General features: G+C 47.2%; 14 protein-coding genes. 4 read left to right on the forward strand and 10 right to left on the reverse strand.

Going from position 1 to position 20,618, the window contains the following annotated elements; all coding sequences use genetic code 11:
* Positions 1 to 25: 25 nt before the first annotated feature.
* The 4 genes from MKY28_RS24735 to MKY28_RS24750 form a co-directional block, all read right to left on the reverse strand.
* Complete coding sequence (locus MKY28_RS24735) at positions 26 to 874, reverse strand: carbohydrate ABC transporter permease (RefSeq protein WP_047841525.1); 849 nt, start codon at positions 872 to 874, stop codon at positions 26 to 28.
* Entirely contained in the window at positions 871 to 1,821 is a 951-nt protein-coding gene (locus tag MKY28_RS24740) for a carbohydrate ABC transporter permease (protein ID WP_036616398.1), read from the reverse strand. The genes MKY28_RS24735 and MKY28_RS24740 overlap by 4 nt, the downstream gene beginning before the upstream one ends.
* Before the next feature lie 47 nt (positions 1,822 to 1,868).
* Positions 1,869 to 3,209 (reverse strand): ABC transporter substrate-binding protein, encoded by a 1,341-nt coding sequence (locus MKY28_RS24745; protein WP_340937289.1) that lies wholly within the window; start codon positions 3,207 to 3,209, stop codon positions 1,869 to 1,871.
* Between the two features lie 266 nt (positions 3,210 to 3,475).
* A complete protein-coding gene (locus MKY28_RS24750) occupies positions 3,476 to 5,719 on the reverse strand; it encodes a glycoside hydrolase family 88/105 protein (protein WP_340938035.1) in 2,244 nt (747 codons plus the stop codon).
* 600 nt (positions 5,720 to 6,319) lie between these two features.
* On the opposite strand from MKY28_RS24750, the gene MKY28_RS24755 reads away from it, so the two are divergent.
* The gene (locus MKY28_RS24755; protein WP_340937290.1) at positions 6,320 to 7,147 is read left to right on the forward strand and encodes a methyl-accepting chemotaxis protein; all 828 of its coding nucleotides are present in this window, start codon (positions 6,320 to 6,322) and stop codon (positions 7,145 to 7,147) included.
* Positions 7,148 to 7,309: 162 nt separating this feature from the next.
* Here the strand turns inward: MKY28_RS24755 and MKY28_RS24760 are convergent, their stop codons facing one another.
* Positions 7,310 to 8,128 carry an endonuclease/exonuclease/phosphatase family protein gene (locus MKY28_RS24760; protein ID WP_340937292.1) on the reverse strand — a complete coding sequence of 273 codons (819 nt, stop codon included), beginning with the start codon at positions 8,126 to 8,128 and terminating at the stop codon, positions 7,310 to 7,312.
* 283 nt (positions 8,129 to 8,411) lie between these two features.
* Here MKY28_RS24760 and MKY28_RS24765 point away from each other — a divergent pair, with 283 nt between their 5' ends.
* Entirely contained in the window at positions 8,412 to 10,187 is a 1,776-nt protein-coding gene (locus MKY28_RS24765) for an SWIM zinc finger family protein (RefSeq protein ID WP_340937293.1), read from the forward strand.
* Between the two features lie 5 nt (positions 10,188 to 10,192).
* Positions 10,193 to 13,213 carry a DEAD/DEAH box helicase gene (locus MKY28_RS24770; RefSeq protein ID WP_340938036.1) on the forward strand — a complete coding sequence of 1,007 codons (3,021 nt, stop codon included), beginning with the start codon at positions 10,193 to 10,195 and terminating at the stop codon, positions 13,211 to 13,213.
* A gap of 115 nt (positions 13,214 to 13,328) precedes the next feature.
* On the opposite strand, the gene MKY28_RS24775 is transcribed toward MKY28_RS24770, so the two are convergent.
* Positions 13,329 to 13,793 (reverse strand): hypothetical protein, encoded by a 465-nt coding sequence (locus MKY28_RS24775; protein ID WP_340937294.1) that lies wholly within the window; start codon positions 13,791 to 13,793, stop codon positions 13,329 to 13,331.
* A gap of 383 nt (positions 13,794 to 14,176) precedes the next feature.
* Here MKY28_RS24775 and MKY28_RS24780 point away from each other — a divergent pair, with 383 nt between their 5' ends.
* Positions 14,177 to 14,860: a type 1 glutamine amidotransferase domain-containing protein gene (locus tag MKY28_RS24780; RefSeq protein WP_340937295.1), complete on the forward strand. Its 684-nt coding sequence runs from the start codon at positions 14,177 to 14,179 to the stop codon at positions 14,858 to 14,860.
* A 104-nt stretch (positions 14,861 to 14,964) separates the two neighbouring features.
* Here the strand turns inward: MKY28_RS24780 and MKY28_RS24785 are convergent, their stop codons facing one another.
* The 4 genes from MKY28_RS24785 to MKY28_RS24800 all read right to left on the reverse strand — a co-directional run bounded on the left by MKY28_RS24785 (position 14,965) and on the right by MKY28_RS24800 (position 20,381).
* Positions 14,965 to 15,924: a 2-keto-3-deoxygluconate permease gene (locus tag MKY28_RS24785; protein ID WP_340937296.1), complete on the reverse strand. Its 960-nt coding sequence runs from the start codon at positions 15,922 to 15,924 to the stop codon at positions 14,965 to 14,967.
* Positions 15,925 to 15,930: 6 nt separating this feature from the next.
* On the reverse strand, positions 15,931 to 17,388 hold the full coding sequence (locus tag MKY28_RS24790; RefSeq protein ID WP_340937297.1) for a glycoside hydrolase family 1 protein: 1,458 nt from the start codon (positions 17,386 to 17,388) through the stop codon (positions 15,931 to 15,933).
* 88 nt (positions 17,389 to 17,476) lie between these two features.
* On the reverse strand, positions 17,477 to 19,405 hold the full coding sequence (locus tag MKY28_RS24795) for a beta-glucoside-specific PTS transporter subunit IIABC (RefSeq protein WP_340937298.1): 1,929 nt from the start codon (positions 19,403 to 19,405) through the stop codon (positions 17,477 to 17,479).
* Positions 19,406 to 19,544: 139 nt separating this feature from the next.
* Positions 19,545 to 20,381 carry a PRD domain-containing protein gene (locus tag MKY28_RS24800; protein WP_282319700.1) on the reverse strand — a complete coding sequence of 279 codons (837 nt, stop codon included), beginning with the start codon at positions 20,379 to 20,381 and terminating at the stop codon, positions 19,545 to 19,547.
* Positions 20,382 to 20,618: the final 237 nt, after the last annotated feature.

Consider the following 20,618-nt stretch of genomic DNA (forward strand, 5'->3'; position numbering starts at 1 on the left):
AAAATCAACTCGTTTCGTCTTGGAATTACCCTTTGAGCCCAGAAGTCGCGATTCCTTCCACGAAGTACTTTTGACACACGATAAATACGATAAAACATGGCACCAGCGACAATACCGACATGGCAAACATCGGACCCCAATCGGATTGAGAGCTGGAATCAAGGAACAGGCGCAGACCCAGCGGCACGGTGTATTTGCTAACGTCACTCAGGTAGATCAACTGACTGAAGAAGTCGTCCCATGTCCACAAGAACGTAAAGATCATCGTAGTGACCAATGCTGGGAAAGCCAGTGGAATGATGATTTTGGTGTATATTTTCACAGGACCGCACCCATCAATAGTTGCCGCCTCATCCAGCTCTTTAGGCAATCCCCGGAAGAACTGTACCATGAGAAAAATGAAGAAGGCGTCTGTCGCCAACCATTTTGGCACCACAAGCGGCAGATACGTATTCACCCACTCCAGGTGGTTGAAAAGAATATACTGCGGGATCAGCGTCACATGATGGGGCAGCATGATCGTCATAAGCATCAGTCCGAAGCAGATGGCTTTGAAACGAAAATTCAATCGGGCGAAGGCATACGCCGCCATAGAGCAGGAAATCACATTGCCCAGCACCGCGCCAAGCGATAGAACGACAGAGTTAGTTAGAAACCGGGAGAACGGGTTGCCCTGAATTCCCGACCAGCCATTCATGTAATTTTGCCAATTCCATTCCTGTGGCCAAAACCAGGTCTCTGTAAAGATCATATGTCCCGGTTTGAATGAGCTGCCCAGCATCCAGAGGATCGGGTAGAGCATGACAAAGGCGATGCCTGAGATCAACACATGTTTGCTGACGACCCATGCTGTAGAGTTCCGTTGTCCAATCATGATTTCCCACCATCCTCATAGTGCACCCACAGCTTGCTGCTGCGGAATACGAGCAATGTAAATACGCCAATCAGGATGACCAGCACCCAGGCCATCGCAGAAGCATAGCCCATCTGAAAGAATGAAAATCCTTTTTTGTACAGATACAGAGAGTACATTAAGGTTGAGTTCACTGGTCCTCCGCTACCGTTACTGATGACAAAAGCCTGCGTGAAAGATTGAAAGGACGTAATCAGCTGCATGACGAGATTGAAGAAGATAACGGGTGACAGAATCGGCAACGTTATATAGAAGAATCTCCGCAGAGGACCTGCACCATCTACCGCTGAGGCTTCATCATACTCGGGTGGAATCTGCTTCAGGCCTGCCAGGAAAATAATCATCGACGATCCGAACTGCCACACGGATAACAGCACGATGGAGTACAGAGCATATTTCGGATTCGCTACCCAATCGGGCGCTTTAATGCCTACCATGGCAAGAACACTATTGAGTAGCCCGTCCCCACCCAGCATTTTACGCCACAACATTGCAATCGCCACGCTACCTCCAAGCAATGTCGGGATGTAATACACTGTCCGATAAATACCGAGCCCTCGAATCCCTTTATTGAGCAACATCGCTACAAGCAGCGCGAAAATCAATTTGACCGGTACGGATACAGCGACATACGTGAATGTGACTTTGAGCGACTGGGTAAATAGTTTATCCGATGTAAACATCGTGGTGTAGTTATCCAGACCGACCCAGGAAGGGGCGGCCAGGATACTGTAATCGGTGAACGAAATGTACAAGGATACCAACATGGGACCCAGGGTTAGAAATAACAATCCGACAAGCCATGGGGCGAGAAATAGAAGTGCTGCTCCATTATGCGCATATCTCCGTTTGACCCGCCGGGTAGTTACACGCTCGATTCGGGCTTGACTGACCTGTGATGTCGTCATCTTCGCAACCTCCCCGCAGAATTAGAAGTCTGAGACAGTTCCAATCATTATTGACTTGATCCAAGCGTAGCCTTGGCTCCTTCAATAAACTGGGCAATGACATCTGGAGTATTGCCTTGACCGAAGGCGATCTGCTCGCTTGCGCTTTTGAAACTCGTGTCCACTTCAGCAAATCCTTGCGGGTATGGCGGGTCAATCTCGCTGGAGTTCTTCGATACCGTATCGATAAATTGGAAAATGACTTGCTCTGCTTCCGGCAGCGTAGGTTGCATCTGTTCACGAATGCTGGAATTGACTGGCACCCCACGTTCAGAACCAAGAATGGCAGTTGCTTCTGGATCATTCACCATGAAATCAATGAACATGGCAACTTCCTTTGGATGTTTGGTTTTGCCATAACCGGAGAGGAACTGGCCTGGTTTCAGATATTCACCGATTTGCTTTTCACCTACACCATGCGGAAGCACTTGTATGCCAAGCTTATGATCCTGGTTTTTGTTCACCTGCTGGAATGTCAGCAATTGATTGGACCATGCAAAATCCATGGCGGCTGTGCCCAGTGAGATCGGGCGTGTCTCCAGCGCATTGGTTGTAGATGCTGTTATCTCCGCTGTGGTCACTCCACCATTCTCGCGTAGTGCGCTCCACATATCGAACCATTGCTGAAGCTCCTCGCTGGTAGCGGTCATTGTGCCACCGTCGAACAATCCTTTCCCGGATTGCCGGATAAACACTTCAAACATGTTTGTTGTACCGGAGATGTCTGCCGATCCATAGAACCCCTCACCTTTGGCTGCGGCAATCTTGGTTGCAATATCCCCAAAATCCTTCCATGTCCAGCTCTCTTGCGGTTCTTCAATACCTAATTCCTGAAATACGGTGGCATCATAGATGACACCCGGTGCGTTAACTCCGAGGGTAATCGCATATAATTTATCGTCAATTGATCCGGCTGTAATCATGCTCTGATCATGATCCTCTGTCCGCAGCTCTTTGCTCTCTGCAAACGGGGTTAGGTCAAGCAAAGCACCACGCCGGGCAAAGTCAGTCAAAAAGGCGTAATCCATCTGGATGATATCTGGTGCATTTGAACCGGCTACCTGTGTGGTCAACTTGTCAAAGTAACCGTCCCAACCAGAATATTCAGGTTTAATGGTGATTCCCGGATGTTTCTCTTCAAACAATTGGATCACTTTGGTCGTCAGATCATGTCTGGTCTGTGATCCCCACCAAGTCATGCGCAGTTCAATCTTGCCTGATGAATCTCCTTCACTTCCACTTGCTTCTCCAGAAGAAGATGGTGTATCGGTGGCCCCTCCAGAACAGGCTGTAGCGAACAATAACAGGGACAGGCAGAACAGGGTTACCCACTTTTTTGTAATCATCATAAATGAATTTCCTCCCCTTCTTGCATTCATGGAATCGCTTACAAAACCTATTGTATCGGTCTATTACTGCACATGACATAAACAAAAGTAAGCTTTCCTGTCAAAAAAGTAAGGAGTTACAGGAATCAAAAACCACCAGGAATGATATTCCCGGCGGTGATGATCCCGTCTCAAATATGATTACGGATATACAACCGTATTACGTGGAGAAGAAGACAACTTGTTGTATAGAAACGATAGTATGAAAATCAGACCTCGGTGGTCTGTCAGGAATGTGAGACGGCAGGTGAAGACACCCTGTGTTCAGCCAGATGTTTCTTCATTTTTGCTACTTCAGTTCCTGCCAGCATCATAATGCCTATTCCGTGATTGTCATTGGTGACGGTACGCAAGTCCTGATCATAATACTCTGCCGTAAACGCATATCTCGAACCGCTGCACACGCCATGGACATTCCCTTGACGATCAATCGCTTTGCAGATAAGTCCCTTCCAAGCCCGCTCGGCAGCTGTGACGTAAACTTCAGCGTCTTTGAACCAGCCAAAGCGTACACCTCTCGCAAAACCATAGGCAAACATCGCTGTGCAGGAGGCTTCTTCATACGTCTGCGGAACATTCAACACCTGATGCCACAACCCGCTTTCCCCTTGAAGCGCTGCGTACCCTTCACACAACTCATTAAAGAAATCTATTAAAGCTGGACGCTCGGGATGCTCTGCCGGCAAAGCTTCCAGTACCTCCGTCAAGGAAAACAGTGTCCAGCCATTTCCCCGTCCCCATGGAATCTGCGTTGCCTGTCCGTATTTGAAATCATACACATGGGACATGATCTTGAACTCAGGCATAAACAGATACTTCCGGTACAGTGAAAATTGTCTGGCGGCTTCATCCAATGCGGTTGAGTTGCCTGTCACCCGGGCATAACGAACGAGAAACGGCGTGCTCATATAGAGGTCATCTGCCCACATGGTATTCTCGGCATACTCCCCTACACATGTGCGATAAAATGCACCATCCTCCTGCCGTTCCAGGCGGGAAAGCATGAAATCTGCAATCCGTTCAGCAATCGGAAGAAACGTTGGTTCATGACACTCTGAATACGCTTCCAGCATGGCTGAACCAAAAGAACCGCAGTTATCCAGCATTTTCAGCATGACCAATTGTTGATTGACAGCCGGGAAACCATACTGCTCCCGATCCCATAATGAGTACTCATACATCTGGGTACATGCCTGCACATGCTCAGCCGCATAACGTGTAATGTCAGGTCTTTGCAAATAACGCCCCGTCCTTAATAGACCATATACAGTGACACCCAATGGATAATCCCAGCGACCATAATTGGTCACACTGCCCACTGTCCATTTGTTGCTTAACATGGCATTTTCATAATAAGGTCTGATCCAAGCATCCGGTCGATCTAAACGCCAATACGTCTGTTCTAGACCCGTTTGATACACTCGGTCCGTTCGAGTCAGATCCGCCAAGTCCGGTTCAACCTCCGACTCAAAAGGTCCAACATATAACCAAGACTCTCCATTAGCTCCGTGCACACGCTGAGGAAGTTCCAATGAGAGCGGCTTACCCGACACGGTTGCGTTCAAATTAAAATGCCAAGGTCTAGCCGTATCGTCATATTCACTTCGGACAAGCAGGTCACTCCGCCCAAAAGAAGCTGGTACATCCACCTCGAACAGACCCGCTTCCTTCACTTGCGCCACAGGCTTGCCGCTAATCCATATACTTAGAGAACCGGAAGATTGACCTGACAATCGCACTGCATTCCCGGTTGAATCGTTATTGTTCAGGTGGGTCCAAGCATAAGCATGCTTACCAGCAAGATTTCCGAATATTCGCTCGAAAGCTGGCTTGGTTTTATCTTCATCAGACCAGCCTGTCTCAGGCAGCCAGTTCAAGCTGTAGTCTGATTCTTTTCCAAGTAGGTCCGGTTGTTTACTCGTGGCTGGGTTCGGTTGGGAGAACACCCACCCCGCTTGCCCCTGTCTCTCCTGAAATGGAGCATATACATTCAAAATGCGCACTTTTCCTTCATCTGACCCAAATTGGCAACCAAATCCGGCAGGGGTGTTTTTCATCTCCAGCCAAATAGTGTTCCAACCAGGCTTGATATCGATGCTGAGCTTCACCGTTGCGTCTGGACTAATCTCATCCATTACGGTAGAGCGATAGACCAACTGCTCATTGAAATAGAAACGAACAGGCCCATAACAGCGGACCAACACGTCCAAATTCCGGTCCTCGTCCCCCCAAACCAATGCAGCTGCGTAGGATATATGGTCTTTAGGCGCATCAGGAAAGCGTTTACCTAAATTCAGATCATAAAGCCCTTTTTCATTTTGCAAAATACCAGACTTCTGGAATACCCGATATACAAAATCAGCCTGTGCATTGGCTCCAATATACCTCTCGGCCAGTACCTTCAACACCTGATCCTGATCTTCTCCAAATCGGTAATACATGCTCTGTGGTTCACTGAAATAGGTCGTCATCGATGGCACACATCCTTCTCCCGTTGAAATAAATTCTTATATCATTGCATTCATACCATCCACACTGGAGCACCAAACTAATATGCAGTAATAAAGTATAGCGCTTAACCTAGGTGGGTAATCCCCTTACCGGGAAATAGGTATGTCCCTTGGTTATCTTCTGAATAGCCGAATAATAATCCCAGTATAACTGACATGTTCGGTGGTGGCTACAGATTTTTGATTACGCTTTCAAAAAATCAGAAAATTCGGTTTTTACTTCGCCAATTACACCTTCATTGGGACATTAATTCAAAAAACGGAAAATGTTACCGATATAGAAACTATATATGTTGAACTAATCATTTACACAGAAACGTAGAGGACAGAAAAAAACTGAAAAAGCGAAGCGTTCGCCTAAAAGATTTCTGAAAGAAAGCTGCATCGTAAGCATACGCTATCACCGGATTTTTCCCTTGAGAAAAGGGAATCAAAAAAATCTGGGGATAACAGCGATTGGAAGGTTATTCTGTCATCGGAGTGTACGTGTGAATATATCTTTAGTTCAACTTATATAGATTGAAAAATTCCACTTTTTGTATCGGGAAGGAAAGATGCACATTGAATACTCTTGAATCTCTGGTAAATGCTATGCCTTTTGTTAGCCAAATGTTCCGTGACGACATATCCATATCCATTAATGATCATGAGAAAGTATTGTATTTTTCCGAAGCAAAAAGTCTGGAGATTGGCGTGAAGGTTGGGGATGAGCTGCATGATGATTATAAACATTTCAAAATGCTGACTAACAGAGATTCCCGTACCGTGGCACGCATGCCTGGTGATCTGCAGGGCAGACCTTTTGATGCCATTCTAATCCCTATTAAAGAGAACGATCAGGTCGTGGGTATATTGGGTGTGAACTACGCACTGGATAGTCACATGACACTGGAAACGCTGATCCGTGAAAATGAAACAACCATTAACGCGCTCGTCGGCGGCATTCAGCAGATTGCTGCACATTCCGAGGAACTCTCCGCGACATCGGAAGAGATTCTGCACAACTCCAAAAAAGCTTCAGAGAACTCGGTCAGTGTAAGTAAAGTAACAAACGTCATTCGTGAAGTATCAGAACAAACCAATCTGCTTGGACTAAACGCCATGATAGAGGCAGCCCGTGTGGGCGATCAGGGGGCCGGATTCGGTGTGGTGGCCAGTGAAGTACGTAAACTGTCGGATCATACGAAACAAGCAGCAGCTGATATCGAATCGTCCCTAGGCAGCGTGCAAGATTCCATGAAACATATGGAGCAGGAGATCGGTCAGATTACAACCGCAACAGTGGATCAGGCCAAGCTTGTTACCGAGTTCATGGAAAGTATCGAACAGCTTAGTGAGACAAGCGCGAATCTGAAAAAGTTTGTACATCAGATGCTGGCGCTCGAATAACAATAGAGTTCCACAACAGAAAGAACAAACGATATGAAATGTACATAACAAATGATTTAGAATGTGAAAAGCCTCCGGCCACTTCCCTTTGCAGGAAGTCAGCGGAGGCTTTGTTTCGTATTTGCGGTGATATCACCTTTACGATTTATGCTCACACGGCTGTTATATCTCTACAGCGACGCCAAAATGGTCAGACACGACCGGTCCATTTTTACCGTTCAAGACCACGGTGGAAGATTTAGCCCGAATCGGACGATTGGAGAAAATATAGTCGATCCGAAGATCGCATTTGTTATCTGCCCAGCCGGCAATGGCCTTGACCACGGTTGCTCCATCATCCTTTTGCAATGCTGTGGTGTACAGGTCATTCCAGCCTTTGTTCATCATATAATCATAGCCTTCATCACGCATTTCCGCGACATTATTGAAATCACCCATTATATATAACGGCTGGTCCATGTAGGGGGCAAGCTTGCTCTCCGTCAACTCCCACTGTCCCTTGAAAGGTTCCTGCGCATCATCCCACCAGTTATAGTGTCCGTTCACAAACCAGGTTGCTTCACCTTGGACAACCGTCTGGATTCCCACAATCTTGCGTGTACGATAGTTGTTATAATCCCGCATGTGGGACACGTATTCCCCAAAAGCCTGCTTAATCGGCGTCCGGCTAAGGATCGCCAGTCCTTCATCGTATTTTTGGAACCCGACATGCGCGGGAATCCACGTCCAGTAATATTGTTCTGTCAGCTGCTGAAGCAGGACGTAGGCATAGTTGTCTTTTTTAATCACAGCGTCGGATTCAGTAGCATAATACATCTTCAGTTCTTCTTCAGAAAGCGCCGCTTCCTGCATGGATTGGTTGACCTCCTGCATGGAGATCACATCGAATTGATGTGTATTAATAAAATCAGCCAGTTGACTGATCTTGTTCAGTTGATCCTCTTCCGCCCAGGCGTGTGTGTTTAACGTAAGTATTTTCATATGCTCTCTCCTGTTGTGTGTAGTATGGCCGTTTCCCCGGCCTGCATCGTTCCTGAAAGGAATACATACCATAAGCATACACAATATGGTGCAATCATGCATTCCATCCGCCAGCAGAACCGACGTGTTCATCCTGATTCCAGTTGGTCTAAAATAACTTCAAATTCTTCATAACCCATGCACGGATTGGCTCATAACTGATATGATGGATACAACAAATTTACAACATCACGTCATAGACGTGGTGATTACTGAACCTATGTTTACCCCAGGAGATGGAATGATGAACATACCGAATAACATGAGGATGGATGATGCGCAGTGGCAACAGTTGATCAGGCAGGTTGCAGAGCATTTTAATAACCTGACGATCATGCGCGGATTCCAATATTATAAACAGAAACGTGTCGGACCATTAACCTATTCCGAACAACAAGGGATCTCGGCCGTTGTACAAGGATCGGAAGAGTACAAAGTAACATTGAGCATGCAATCCCTGACTACAAGTCATTGTACCTGCCCGGTGAGTTCCGTATGCAAACATATGACGGCTGTATTGATGAGTTATGCCGAACAACTGGAGCGACCTGTGCATGCGATTGTGAATGCGCACTCCAGTACTGCACTCAAACAAACGACCAAACCCGTCGGGGCCATGTCCGCAGGAATATCCAGCTATGCAGATGCCGATGAACAACAGGATATGGACATTCCGGACAACCAATACAGCCAGATCAAGGAACGTGCAACAGAGCTTGCTGATCTCGAAATCTCGGAATGGCACGAACTATTCCACTCCTGTCTGAGACGGCTGGGTACTGGCACAGCAAGCACATCCTACGTACAGGAAGCAACGGACGAGCTATATGCCATTAAACCAAGGCTGTCCGCTGCAATGGACCAACTTTTTGAACTACATGTGCAGCTGCACCTCATCCGATTCTGCGTGCCGCCGGCTCGTAATTCAATCACTCATACCCCCGTGTACTTGAGCTACCCTGCCCAGCTCGCGGTGGATGCACTTCAGAAAGACATTGAACGGATCTTTAACCATCCGCTAGACCTGTCAGGTCTAAAGGGAAACAAGCTTGAACAACTTTGGAACAGACTGTCTGAAACCTCGGCTTATTTACGCAAACAGATGATGCCTGAGACAGCCAGCATGATGTTTTTCACTCCGATCTATCGACAACTATGGTTGAACTGGATCGTACCTGAGCTGCAAGGGTCGCGGGACATGTTAGTGTCGGAACAGGCCATCTTAGATGATATAGAACGCAATATAACCGCCGCTTCGTCACCTTCCCAGTCAGGTGGGAGTGTCTTGGGTAGCGCTCAAAATAATGGAAGTAGTAGTGATAGACCAGGCAAAGCCGTAACACTGCCTTTACCACTCATACTCGCGCAGAGCTGGATGCACTTCCATCTGGGGCAAGATGATCAGGCATGGCAGCGACTCATCCATGGAAGCTCGGCCTACGGCTTCCCGCCAGAACAACTGTTGCATTTTCTCCATGTACTCGCAGATTCGGCTGAATGGAAGCGACTTGGGGATTGGTTGGTACAACTTGGCCCCCTTCTGGTGAATCGGCGTAATACACCTTTGAATGATTACATGCATCTATGGGATACGGCCATTCAACATCTGCCCGATGCAGAGAACCGTATGTGGGACACGCTTGTCAGTATGCTTCCCCACTCCCGCCCCGCCTACGAGGATGCTATGCATTCGCGTGGACAGTGGCGCAGATGGATTGATTTTCAGCTGAGTACGGGAACGGAACCTCTCGAATTCCGCGTAGCGATGCTGCAACCAATCGAAAAAGATGCACCTGAGCTGCTGCTTCCCTTCTATCATCAGGCAGTGGAGCGTTATATCGGACACAAAAACAGGGACGGATACAAAGCAGCGGTGAAGCTGTTGAAACGTCTGTCCAAAATCTATAAAAAAATGAAGCAAGAAGCGCACTGGGAGCAATTCATCACCACACTCGCCGTTCGTAACAGTCGGCTGCGCGCCCTGCAGGAAGAGCTTCGGAAAGGTAAACTGATCTCATGAGCTTAATTCATCCTTACACTGAAACGATTGAGGTTCACGTCGCTTTAACCGGATATGGCGATGCTTTGTTTTACGGAGCACTCAACACACACCACTTTGTACCGGGACAGTCGCTTAAGCAGCGATTGTTCGCTTGGCATGCGCCTTCCTTCTACGGGACCGAACTGGAAGTTCGGCAGATTGAGGAGATTGAGCTGGTTGTTCTGCCTGCGGAAGAAGTGATTCCCTTTTTTGCCGAGATGCATACGCTGCTTCATATTGAATGGAAGTGGGACGAGCAAGCGGAACATCTGATTCGACTAGCTCCAGCACTGGCATCCTCCATAGAGAAACGAAAATACGTACCTAGCTTCGAGGCATACCGTGCAGGACAGCTTCAGTGGACCTGGGACCCGGATAGCTTGAAAAAGCAGGATCGGGCATCGCTTACCAAAGCGATTCAGCAAACGGACGAGAGTTATGCCGAAGGACTTGGGGCGGCCTATTCCGCCTTTGTATTCCAGCGCTGGTACAGTTCGGAAGAAGCTGCAACGGATCTGCGGCGTGAATTCCCGCAGTTGTTCCCAGAGCGTGGCACTCTACCCAAGACAGCCGGGATGGATGCTCAGTCCTGGCTCGTATCCATTGGCTGGAAAGCAGATGCCGCACCATTCAGACCCATGCTGCAATTGCAGGAGCCGGACGAGGATGAGCCATCTTGGCGGCTGCGATTGGTGTTGCAGAACAAGCTGGATGCCGCTGTATTGGTGCCCGTCATGCTGGATTCACGGGGCAGACTTGAAGGTGAATGGCCAGAGGTATGGACACCGTTCATTCTGGATCGCTCGGCCGGATGGCTGGATCAGCTGCGTGCACATCTGCCGCGTCTTGGAAGCTCCATTAGTGGTAGGCGGGATGTGCTGAGTGATCCTTTGGGAGATCAGGAAGCCTGGCAGTTCCTGACGCAGGATAGCGGGCGGTTACTCGCAGCGGGCTGGCAAGTTCTGCTGCCTGGTTGGTGGGAAGCAGCCCGTAAGAAGAAACCAAAGCTGCGTGCTAAGGTACAGCCGGAGGAAGGCAGTGAACGGGGACAGTCGTTCTTTGGACTGGACTCGATTATTCATTTTGACTGGCGAATTGCGATTGGTGACACGGATCTCAGCGAAGATGAATTCGCCGACCTTGTTGCCCGTAATGAACGACTGGTTCGCTTCCGTGGAGAATGGGTTCCTCTCGACCCCGACCTGCTGGAACAGATACGTCGTGCCATGGGCGGTGTAGATCGGGAACAGGGACTCTCATTCCAGGATATTCTGCACCTGCATCTGCTGCACAATGAGCAACGGGAATATCGCAACCAGAAATGGAAGGAAGGACAACAAACCGAGGAAGAGCAGCCACCACAGGATGATCAGAACATTCGGCTGGAAGTAGAACTGAATGAGCACCTGAACCGGGTTATTGCACAACTCGGGGGCGGACAAGGCGGCGCACCTTCCCTGCCCATTCCGACAGGGCTTCATGCCGAGCTGCGATCGTATCAGAAGGAAGGTTTTGCATGGCTTGGTTTCCTGCGCAGATTTGGCCTTGGGGCATGTCTTGCCGATGATATGGGTCTCGGGAAAACCATTCAGTTCATCACGTATCTGTTACACATCAAGGATCATGAACCACGTAAGCCGGGACAAGCCCCGGTTCTTCTGATCTGCCCAACCTCCGTACTGGGCAACTGGCAAAAGGAAATTAGCCGCTTCGCACCCTCCATTAATGTCAGTCTGCATTATGGCGCACGCCGATTAAGTGGAGAAGAATTCCGGGATCAGACCGAGCAGGTGGATATTATTATCACGTCCTTTGCTACGGCTACACTGGATCAGGAGATGTTACAAACCTATACGTGGTCATGCATCTGTCTCGATGAAGCGCAGAATATCAAAAACGCCCAGACCAAACAGTCCCTGGCTGTTCGCAGTTTCCCGGCGAAACACCGCATTGCCATGACAGGTACGCCGATCGAGAATCGGTTGTCCGAGCTGTGGTCGATCTATGACTTTATCAATCCAGGATATCTGGGCAACGCCCGGGCATTCCAGACTCGCTTCATCAGTGCCATAGAGAAAGACAAGGACGAGCAACGGATGCAGGATCTGCAGCAATTGGTGAAACCATTCATGCTACGCCGTAAGAAAAAAGATCCCAATATCCAGCTTGATCTGCCGGACAAAAACGAGATGAAAACCTATATTCACCTTACGGGCGAACAAAGTGCATTGTATGACCAGTCCGTACAGGCCCTGATGGATAAAATGAAAGAACTGGAAGGCATCAAGCGTAAAGGTGCAATTCTATCGGCGTTAACCCAGCTCAAGCAGCTGTGTGACCACCCTCTGCTGTTGACCAAAGAGGCTTTGCCGGAGGAACTTCCCGAAGACGGTGCACTGACATCTGCTTATGACATGTACAGTCCGCAAGATATGGCGATGCTGATTAGTCGCTCCGCGAAGCTGGAACGACTGATGGAACTTGTCCGCGAATTACGGGACGAGGGCGAGCGATGCCTGATTTTCACCCAATATATCGGTATGGGACAGATGCTGCAACAGGTACTGCGTCAGGAGTTGCAGGAGCCTGTGCTGTATCTGCACGGGGGCACGTCCAAGACGGCAAGGGATCGTATGATTGAGGAATTCCAATCCCGTACATTGCCTGAGGACAAGCAACCGTCCGTCTTCATTCTGTCCATCAAGGCAGGCGGTGTGGGGTTGAATCTGACCGCAGCCAATCATGTCTTCCATTTTGACCGCTGGTGGAACCCTGCTGTTGAGAATCAAGCCACCGACCGGGCTTATCGGATGGGTCAGACCAAAGATGTTCAGGTGCATAAGTTCATCTCTCTTGGCACATTGGAGGAGCGGATCGACGAGATGTTGGAGAGCAAACAGCAGCTCAGCGATAACATCATCACAAGCTCTGAGAACTGGATTACCGAATTGTCCACGGATGAGTTGCAGGATCTGTTCACTCGGCGTCGTGACTGGTCGGGCTAACTTGGATTAGATGAGATATATCATAAAAAAAGAGAAATACAAAAAGAGCGAAGTTTCGGAATTTGAATTCCGACTTCGCTCTTTTTGTATTGTTGCAGCAGTTAATCATCCGTTCTTAACGCATGTTACCGATGATGGATGATCTTGAATCCTGCATTTTTTTGACAAAGTTTGTCATGACATCAAACGCTTCATTGCGCTTGTTGGACATGGACTGCAGACGAAGCATGTCCATCTGTTGCGAGTTGCTTGCAGCATCAATTTGACCTTTCAGCTTTTGAACAGCTGCTTCATCCCCGTTTTGCTGGGCTACCTGCAATTGAGAGTTCAACTCCGCGATCTGTTGATTACGGTTCTGTACTTCCTGGATTTGCGTTTGCAATTGCGCATCCAGCAATTTGGCGCGTTCGCTCTGGACCATCATCAAAGCCGTTTCGATATCCATACTGCTAATGTTGATAGGTGTTACGCCAGAGATATCGGAGACTGAAACTGTGCTCGCTGAAGCTGAAGAGACGATGGATACTGCAGCAACAGCAGCAACCACTGTTGAAGCGAAAAATTTGCCTGAACGTTTCATGAATGTTCCTCCAAGTATATATGTAATTTGTACCAGTTTTTTGTTGGCATCTTCCGCCATTCTAAATCAAAAGAACTAGTTGTACAATCAAATTAACTTCAAATTTGAATTAATTTCGTTTCCCCTTACACACGCCTACCTCCGCTTACAATTTGAGTAAATTAAGCTGGGCATAATAAGTAAAAGTGTATTCTTACAGGCATATTTACTACGACTAGATTGTTCTTTACTCCTACGCTTGAAAGTCACATTGGAGATCGACGATACGTTCATGATTTTACTTTAGAAAATGGTTATGTTATATTTAATAATATATTTTACACAATTTAATTTTGTGATATTTATTATAAATTTATGTTATATATTTTACGGGAGGTTTTAATATGAAAAAGATACTGGTTGTTCTAACAAATGTAGATAAGTACGCAACAAAGGACGAGCCTACTGGCTTGTGGCTGAGCGAAGCAACTCATTTTATTGAAGAGTTTGACCATAATGACAATGTTCAGATCGATCTGGTTAGCCCTAAAGGCGGGAACGTACCTCTTGATCCGAAAAGTCTGGGCGACTCTCTGGATGAGAGCACCAAAGCCTATTTCGAGAACGAAATGTTCATGAACCAATTGAAAAATACGTTGAAACCTAGCGAAGTGAATGCAAGTGACTACGATGCAATCTACTTCACAGGCGGTCACGGTACGATGTGGGATTTCCCGGATAATGCTGAACTTCAAGAGCTTTCTCGTGAAATCTATGAAAAGGGTGGCGTTGTATCCGGCGTGTGCCACGGAGTTACAGCCCTGTTGAATGTGAAGCTGTCCAACGGCCTGCTTTTGATCAACGACAAAACCGTTTCCGGCTTCACGAATGAAGAAGAAACATTGGCTCAACAAACCGAGTATGTTCCTTTCCTGCTGGAAGATGCTTTGAGAGAACGCGCTGCACAATATGATAAAGCTGCTGCCTTCGGTTCCTATGTCACAACAGATGGCCGCGTGGTCACAGGACAGAATCCGCAATCTAGCAAAGCTGTAGCTGAAAGTGTTAAACAACTGCTGGGTCTGTAAAATAAACCGATCGATCCCTCTCCTCCCCCAGGAGATCATATAGATGTACAAAGCAAAACAGCACGTGATCCGTCATAATCTGACAGAACACATGCTGTTTTTTTCTAGTGATTTGTCGAAGCAGAAGCTTCCGTTGTTGTTCCTCCAGCCAGACGTTTCACGATATAAGGCACGGTCACCGACGTCAGGATCACGGCAAACGCAATCTGAGCGATAGCTGTGTCCACATATGGCGCATACGCCGGATTGAACCCGGCAGCCATCGAAGGCACCACCATGGACAATCCAGCAACCGAACATGTCGCAGCCGCTGCGTAACCGGGCCGTCTTAGTATCGTGCGATCGATTCCAATGAGCGGTAGCATGCAGATCAGCAAAAATAACACCGTGACCAACAAACCGGACAGACTGGACTGAAATGCAATACGCAGATCAATATTGGACCCGAAGCTGGTACCTAGAAAAGGTAGTAGAATCAGTGTTCCCGGAGCAAACATCTTCTGTATGTTGCTATCCAGGTTACCAAGCAGTATCCCGATCAAGAAAGGTACTAGTGTAGCAAATACACTGAGATAATCGATACCGACGCCGCTTGCCGAATTCAATATCATGACCGGAATAACCGGTACGGCGATCAGATTCAGAATGCCAAACGCAGCACGATCCACATCATCTCCATACGTGTTCATCAAGGCCAGATATAATCCTGGATTACAACTGGTCAGAACGGCAATGAAGGCTACCGCAGAAACTCCCCCGACCCCACTTATGCCAAAAAAGTGTACAAACGCCCATCCGAACAGGCAGCTGATGAGGATGCGTGAAATACAGAGCACCCCTGCTCTCTTCAAAGTCACCAGAAGCTGTGACAAGTTAAGCTGTGTTCCTGATATCAGTAAAATCATACCGATCAGCACCATGGTACCTTTCGATGTGAACAGCGCTGTTGTTGGATCTCCGATCTGAAAAAACGATGGAAACACCGTGTTGATGACCGCGGCGACCAGCATGGGAACAATCAGCAAGCCGCCGGGTATTTTTTTGATACGACCCAGAATGTTCATGGTGCGTTACAGTTCTGCTCCGTTGGTACGGATCACATTCTGATACCAGAAGAAGGAATCCTTACGATATCTTTTCAGCGTACCATTGCCATAGTCGTCCTGATCCACATAGATAAATCCGTACCGTTTGCTCATCTCGGAAGTCCCTGAACTGATCATGTCGATGGGCCCCCACATCGTGTATCCCAACACTTCGACCCCATCGGCAATGGCGAGTCCCATCTGTTCGATATGTTTGCTCAGAAAATCAATCCGGTAAGGATCGTTGATCGTTCCGTCTTCATTTAATTTATCGTAGAAGCCTGAGCTATTCTCCAGAATAAAGACCGGTTTTTGATACCTATCATAGACGAGATTCAGCGTATACCGCAGGCCAATGGGATCAATCTGCCAACCCCACTCGTTAGCGGGCAGATGCGGGTTTTTATATACACTGTGTACATTGCCTGCCGTTAGTTCGAGTTGTTCGGTATCACTACTGGAAATCATCGAGTTGTAATACGACATCCCCACGAAATCAGCCGTGTGCGCGCGAATGCTATCCAGATCGCCGTCCTCGATATTCAGCTGGATCTCCTTGTTTTTGAAATACGTTTTACTATAGTAAGGGTATTCGCCTTTATTAAGCACATCCAGATAGAACTGATTTTTCATCTGATCATCCTGTTGCATCTGGAGTGCGTCCTCCGGCTTGCAAGTGTAAGGATACGTTGTAAAATATGCCACCATGCTTCCGATCTGATTGTTTGGATCAATCTCATGGGCCATCTTGGTTGCTCTGGACGCAGCTACAAATTGATGATGCAACCCCTGGAACAGCATTTCCTCATAATTTGGAGCATCATAATCAATGATTCCCAGCGTTTTGGCCGATGCTTTCACGCTCATGTTGATCTCGTTGAATGTCACCCAATATTTCACTTTGCCCTTGTAGCGATTGAACAGCACATCACAATAGTTCACATACAGATCGATCAATTTGCGGTTATACCATCCTCCGAACTTGTCCATCAGTACAATTGGTGTATCAAAGTGACTGATCGTGATCAAGGGCTCCATACCGTGTTTAAGACATTCATCAATAACCTGATCATAGAACTCTAGTGCCTTTTCGTTCGGAGCGGCATTGTCGCCACCCGGAAATACTCTGGCCCATGAAATCGAATAACGGAATACTTTGAAGCCCATCTCAGCAAACAAGGCGATATCCTCACGGAAAGAATGATAAAAATCAATTCCCCGGCGCTTCGGATATTTCACGGTATCCTGGTCATTCCTGGCCTCTTCAATCATCTCCCAATTCACTCTGATCTGCTTGGTCACTTTGCGGTCGTTCTTCTCGTTAAATTTCATAACTTCAGGGATGGTCAGACTCTTGCCGTCCACATTATAAGCTCCCTCGGCCTGACAGGCAGACAGTGCACCGCCCCATAAAAAATCTTTTGGAAAATTGGAATTCGTCATTTTAGTTCCTCCTGTTATTACGTGTTATTAAGTCTTATTAAGACCATCTAGCTTGTAACTTGTAGCTTAATGAAAAGATGAGCAGTTCTTACGGAATCAGCTTGATCAAAGGTTCGCTCTCCCCAATCGGGCCGCTGGTCGCTGTAGTCAGCACATCTCCGTACTGTTGCATGTTGGTTACCACAATCGATGTAATGGTGTTATAACCTGCTGACGTAATACCCTTCGGATCAAAATCAACCAATAAATCCCCTGCCTTGATTGTCTGTCCCTGTTCGATATGGGCGTTAAAATATTTCCCTTTCAGACTGACGGTATCCACTCCGATATGAATCAGGATCTCGACACCATTCGCAGCTTTCAATCCGATGGCGTGTTTGGTGCGATAAAGTGCTTCGACTACCCCGTCAAATGGAGCATATACCTTGCCATCTGTCGGAACGATTGCAATGCCTTTACCCATCAATTCTTGGGCAAACGCTTGATCCTCCACTTCAGAGATCGGTTTGATCTCCCCTGTCATTGGACTAACGATAAGCATGTCAGAAGAAGTGGATGTCTGTGATGATACGGACGCTGGAGTTACCTCTGTGGCAACTGCTACCTGATTGCTATTTGCTTTATTCGTAGCTTGCTGCTTCGATTTATTTCCATCTGTATCTTCCTTGATGCCCGCCAACAGCGTGAACACAAACCCGAGTACAACTGCGGCAACACAACCAATAACGACATACATGTAACGATCCGATGAATACGTGCCAATTGCCAATACACCTGGAAGTGAAATTGCATTCGCTGTTGTATGCACCAAGCTGTAGAATCCACCAACTAATCCTCCTGCCAGACAACCTGCGAAAAACGGACGTTTGTATTTCAGCGTTACACCATAGATCGCCGGCTCGGTAATCCCGAACAACGCGGTGAATCCACTCGAAGCAGCTGCTGATTTCATCGTTTTACTCTTCGTCAGTACAAACACACCGAAGGCTGCTCCAGCCTGAGCCAAATTTGCTGCGAGTGCCGTTGGTAACAGCACGGTTGCACCTAATGTAGCCACTTGTTGAACCTGAATCGGCATGATCGCATAGTGCATACCAAACATGACCATGATCGGTTTGAAAAATCCAAGAATCGCACCAGCAAGAACACCTGCAGTGGAGAACAATGAGTTAATGCCATTGGTCAACCAATCACCGATATATGAACCTACTGGACCAAGCACAATCAGTTCCACTGGAATCATAATGAACAAAACAATCATTGGGGTAAGCAGGACCTGCAAAAACTTGGGAATCACTCGATTGACGATTGGATACACATAACTCATAATCCATACCGCCAAAATGATTGGAATGACGGAAGAGGAATATTTCATCAACAGAATCGGCATGCCGAGAAAATCAATACTGTTTACACCCGTCTCAGCAATCTGAGCCGCAGCGTTCAAAATGGTTGGATGCATTAGTCCCGCAGCAAGAGCTACCGCCAAATAGGGATTGGTTTTGAAACGGTTTGCTGCACTGACAGCCAGGAAGAACGGCATGAAGTAGAAAATGCAGTCCCCAATCATGTTAATGATCGTCAGGAAACCGGAGCCTTCCAGGTAACCCATGGCAGTTATAACGGTAGCCAAACATTTGATCATCCCGCAACCAACAAGTGCTGGCAGAACAGGCGTGAATATACCTGCGATAGTTTCAAGCACTACGTTGATGGGGTTACGTCTCTTTTTCGGCCCACTGTCTGTAGACTCTGTAAGCTCGCCAATCTTGTCAGAAGTTAGATTCTTCACTTCACTGTATACCGCGTCTACTTTAGCACCGATAACAACCTGAACCTGTCCACCGGAATTTTGTGCCTTGAGCACGCCTTCGAGCTGATCCAGCGCCTTGAGGTCTGCTTTGTTATCATCCTTCAAAACGAATCTCAAACGGGTTGCACAGTGTGTCAGACCCGATATATTTTGCTCGCCGCCAACGAGATCAAGTACGTTTTTAGCCAAGTCTTTATTGTTCATGACCCTTCTCCTCTACATGAATAAATTGGATATATAAAAAATGACCAAGCCGGGGAATCGTCATTCCCTACGCTTGGTCATGCCTGATCGAATCAGTAACAGTCCAATATGGATTATTCGGTTAGTTCCTTCATTAGGTTCATTCCGTTGGTTCATTCGAAATCAATCGTTGAATATGCAAGATCAAATATAATTTTTCATCATCGGAACAGGTCCAGCCATAATTATTTTTCAGGAAGTCAGCAATCTTCTCCACACAAGCCAGTTCTTTCGGAAACTTCTCCTTCACCATCAGGAAAAGCGATTCATTCTCATCCTTGAGCGACTTACCGCTCATCTGCCTCAGAATGAAATACCGGATATGTGTGGCAAAGCGCATGAAATGGATGGAATCCTCCTGAAAGTCAATTTTGAGCGCATATTTGATCACGGACAGGATCTCGCCCGTAACTGTAGTCACCTTGGTGGTATCCGTCATCTCTCCCGATCCAACCTGTGCATTAACAAAATGCAGAGCAATCAATGTTGTTTCGGCTGCTGGCAGAGCGATATCCATTTTTTCCTGAATCAGCTTCAGCGCAGCCTCCCCCACCCGGGTCTCGTCCGGATAGAGTGTCCGCACTTCCCATTCCAGCGGGTTTTTGATACGGATGCCTTCTCTGGTTCGGGTTAATGCAAAACTGATATGGTCGGACAGGGTGAGAAGCAGATTCGGGTTAAATGTTTTATTCAGGATCTGACTGCCCAGCTTGATGACTTCCTCCGCGAGATAAATATCCTCAATCGGAATACTGTTCAGCAGATCATACATACGGATGTTCTTTGGTGCCACAAATATTTTCTCCACCAAGTCCGTCTCCGTCAGCTCATAGGGCGTTTTCAGAAATCCTACACCCTTGCCTACGACAAAAACCTCTTCGTTATGTTCATTAATAGCGATGGCTACGTTATTGTTTACCTTCTTGATAACCTTCAATGTTCTCACCCCCCAACAAAAATAAAAAAAGACCGAAAGCGATTACAGTAAAGCAATCGAATTCGGTCATGCCTGGTTTCCCCAGTAACAGTCCGTGTTATGAATATAAGTTTATTATAGTGCTGTTTTAAAAAAAGTCAATCATCCAATCTTAGGGAAAAATCAACCTCTCTTATCATTGAAGGGAACGCAGAGACCCGATACGTCATATATAACAACGCCCTTTTTTAAAACTAT

Source organism: Paenibacillus sp. FSL R5-0473 (assembly GCF_038004565.1).
Lineage (GTDB): Bacteria > Bacillota > Bacilli > Paenibacillales > Paenibacillaceae > Paenibacillus > Paenibacillus amylolyticus.

Excerpts from the sequence above, each read along its gene's own strand:
- MKY28_RS24765 (WP_340937293.1), top strand. The coding sequence starts at position 8,412 with ATGAACATACCGAATAACATGAGGATGGATGATGCGCAGTGGCAACAG.
- MKY28_RS24775 (WP_340937294.1), bottom strand. The coding sequence starts at position 13,793 with ATGAAACGTTCAGGCAAATTTTTCGCTTCAACAGTGGTTGCTGCTGTT.
- MKY28_RS24740 (WP_036616398.1), bottom strand. The coding sequence starts at position 1,821 with ATGACGACATCACAGGTCAGTCAAGCCCGAATCGAGCGTGTAACTACC.
- MKY28_RS24735 (WP_047841525.1), bottom strand. The coding sequence starts at position 874 with ATGATTGGACAACGGAACTCTACAGCATGGGTCGTCAGCAAACATGTG.
- MKY28_RS24745 (WP_340937289.1), bottom strand. The coding sequence starts at position 3,209 with ATGATGATTACAAAAAAGTGGGTAACCCTGTTCTGCCTGTCCCTGTTA.
- MKY28_RS24790 (WP_340937297.1), bottom strand. The coding sequence starts at position 17,388 with ATGACGAATTCCAATTTTCCAAAAGATTTTTTATGGGGCGGTGCACTG.
- MKY28_RS24785 (WP_340937296.1), bottom strand. The coding sequence starts at position 15,924 with ATGAACATTCTGGGTCGTATCAAAAAAATACCCGGCGGCTTGCTGATT.
- MKY28_RS24750 (WP_340938035.1), bottom strand. The coding sequence starts at position 5,719 with ATGACGACCTATTTCAGTGAACCACAGAGCATGTATTACCGATTTGGA.
- MKY28_RS24780 (WP_340937295.1), top strand. The coding sequence starts at position 14,177 with ATGAAAAAGATACTGGTTGTTCTAACAAATGTAGATAAGTACGCAACA.
- MKY28_RS24795 (WP_340937298.1), bottom strand. The coding sequence starts at position 19,405 with ATGAACAATAAAGACTTGGCTAAAAACGTACTTGATCTCGTTGGCGGC.
- MKY28_RS24760 (WP_340937292.1), bottom strand. The coding sequence starts at position 8,128 with ATGAAAATACTTACGTTAAACACACACGCCTGGGCGGAAGAGGATCAA.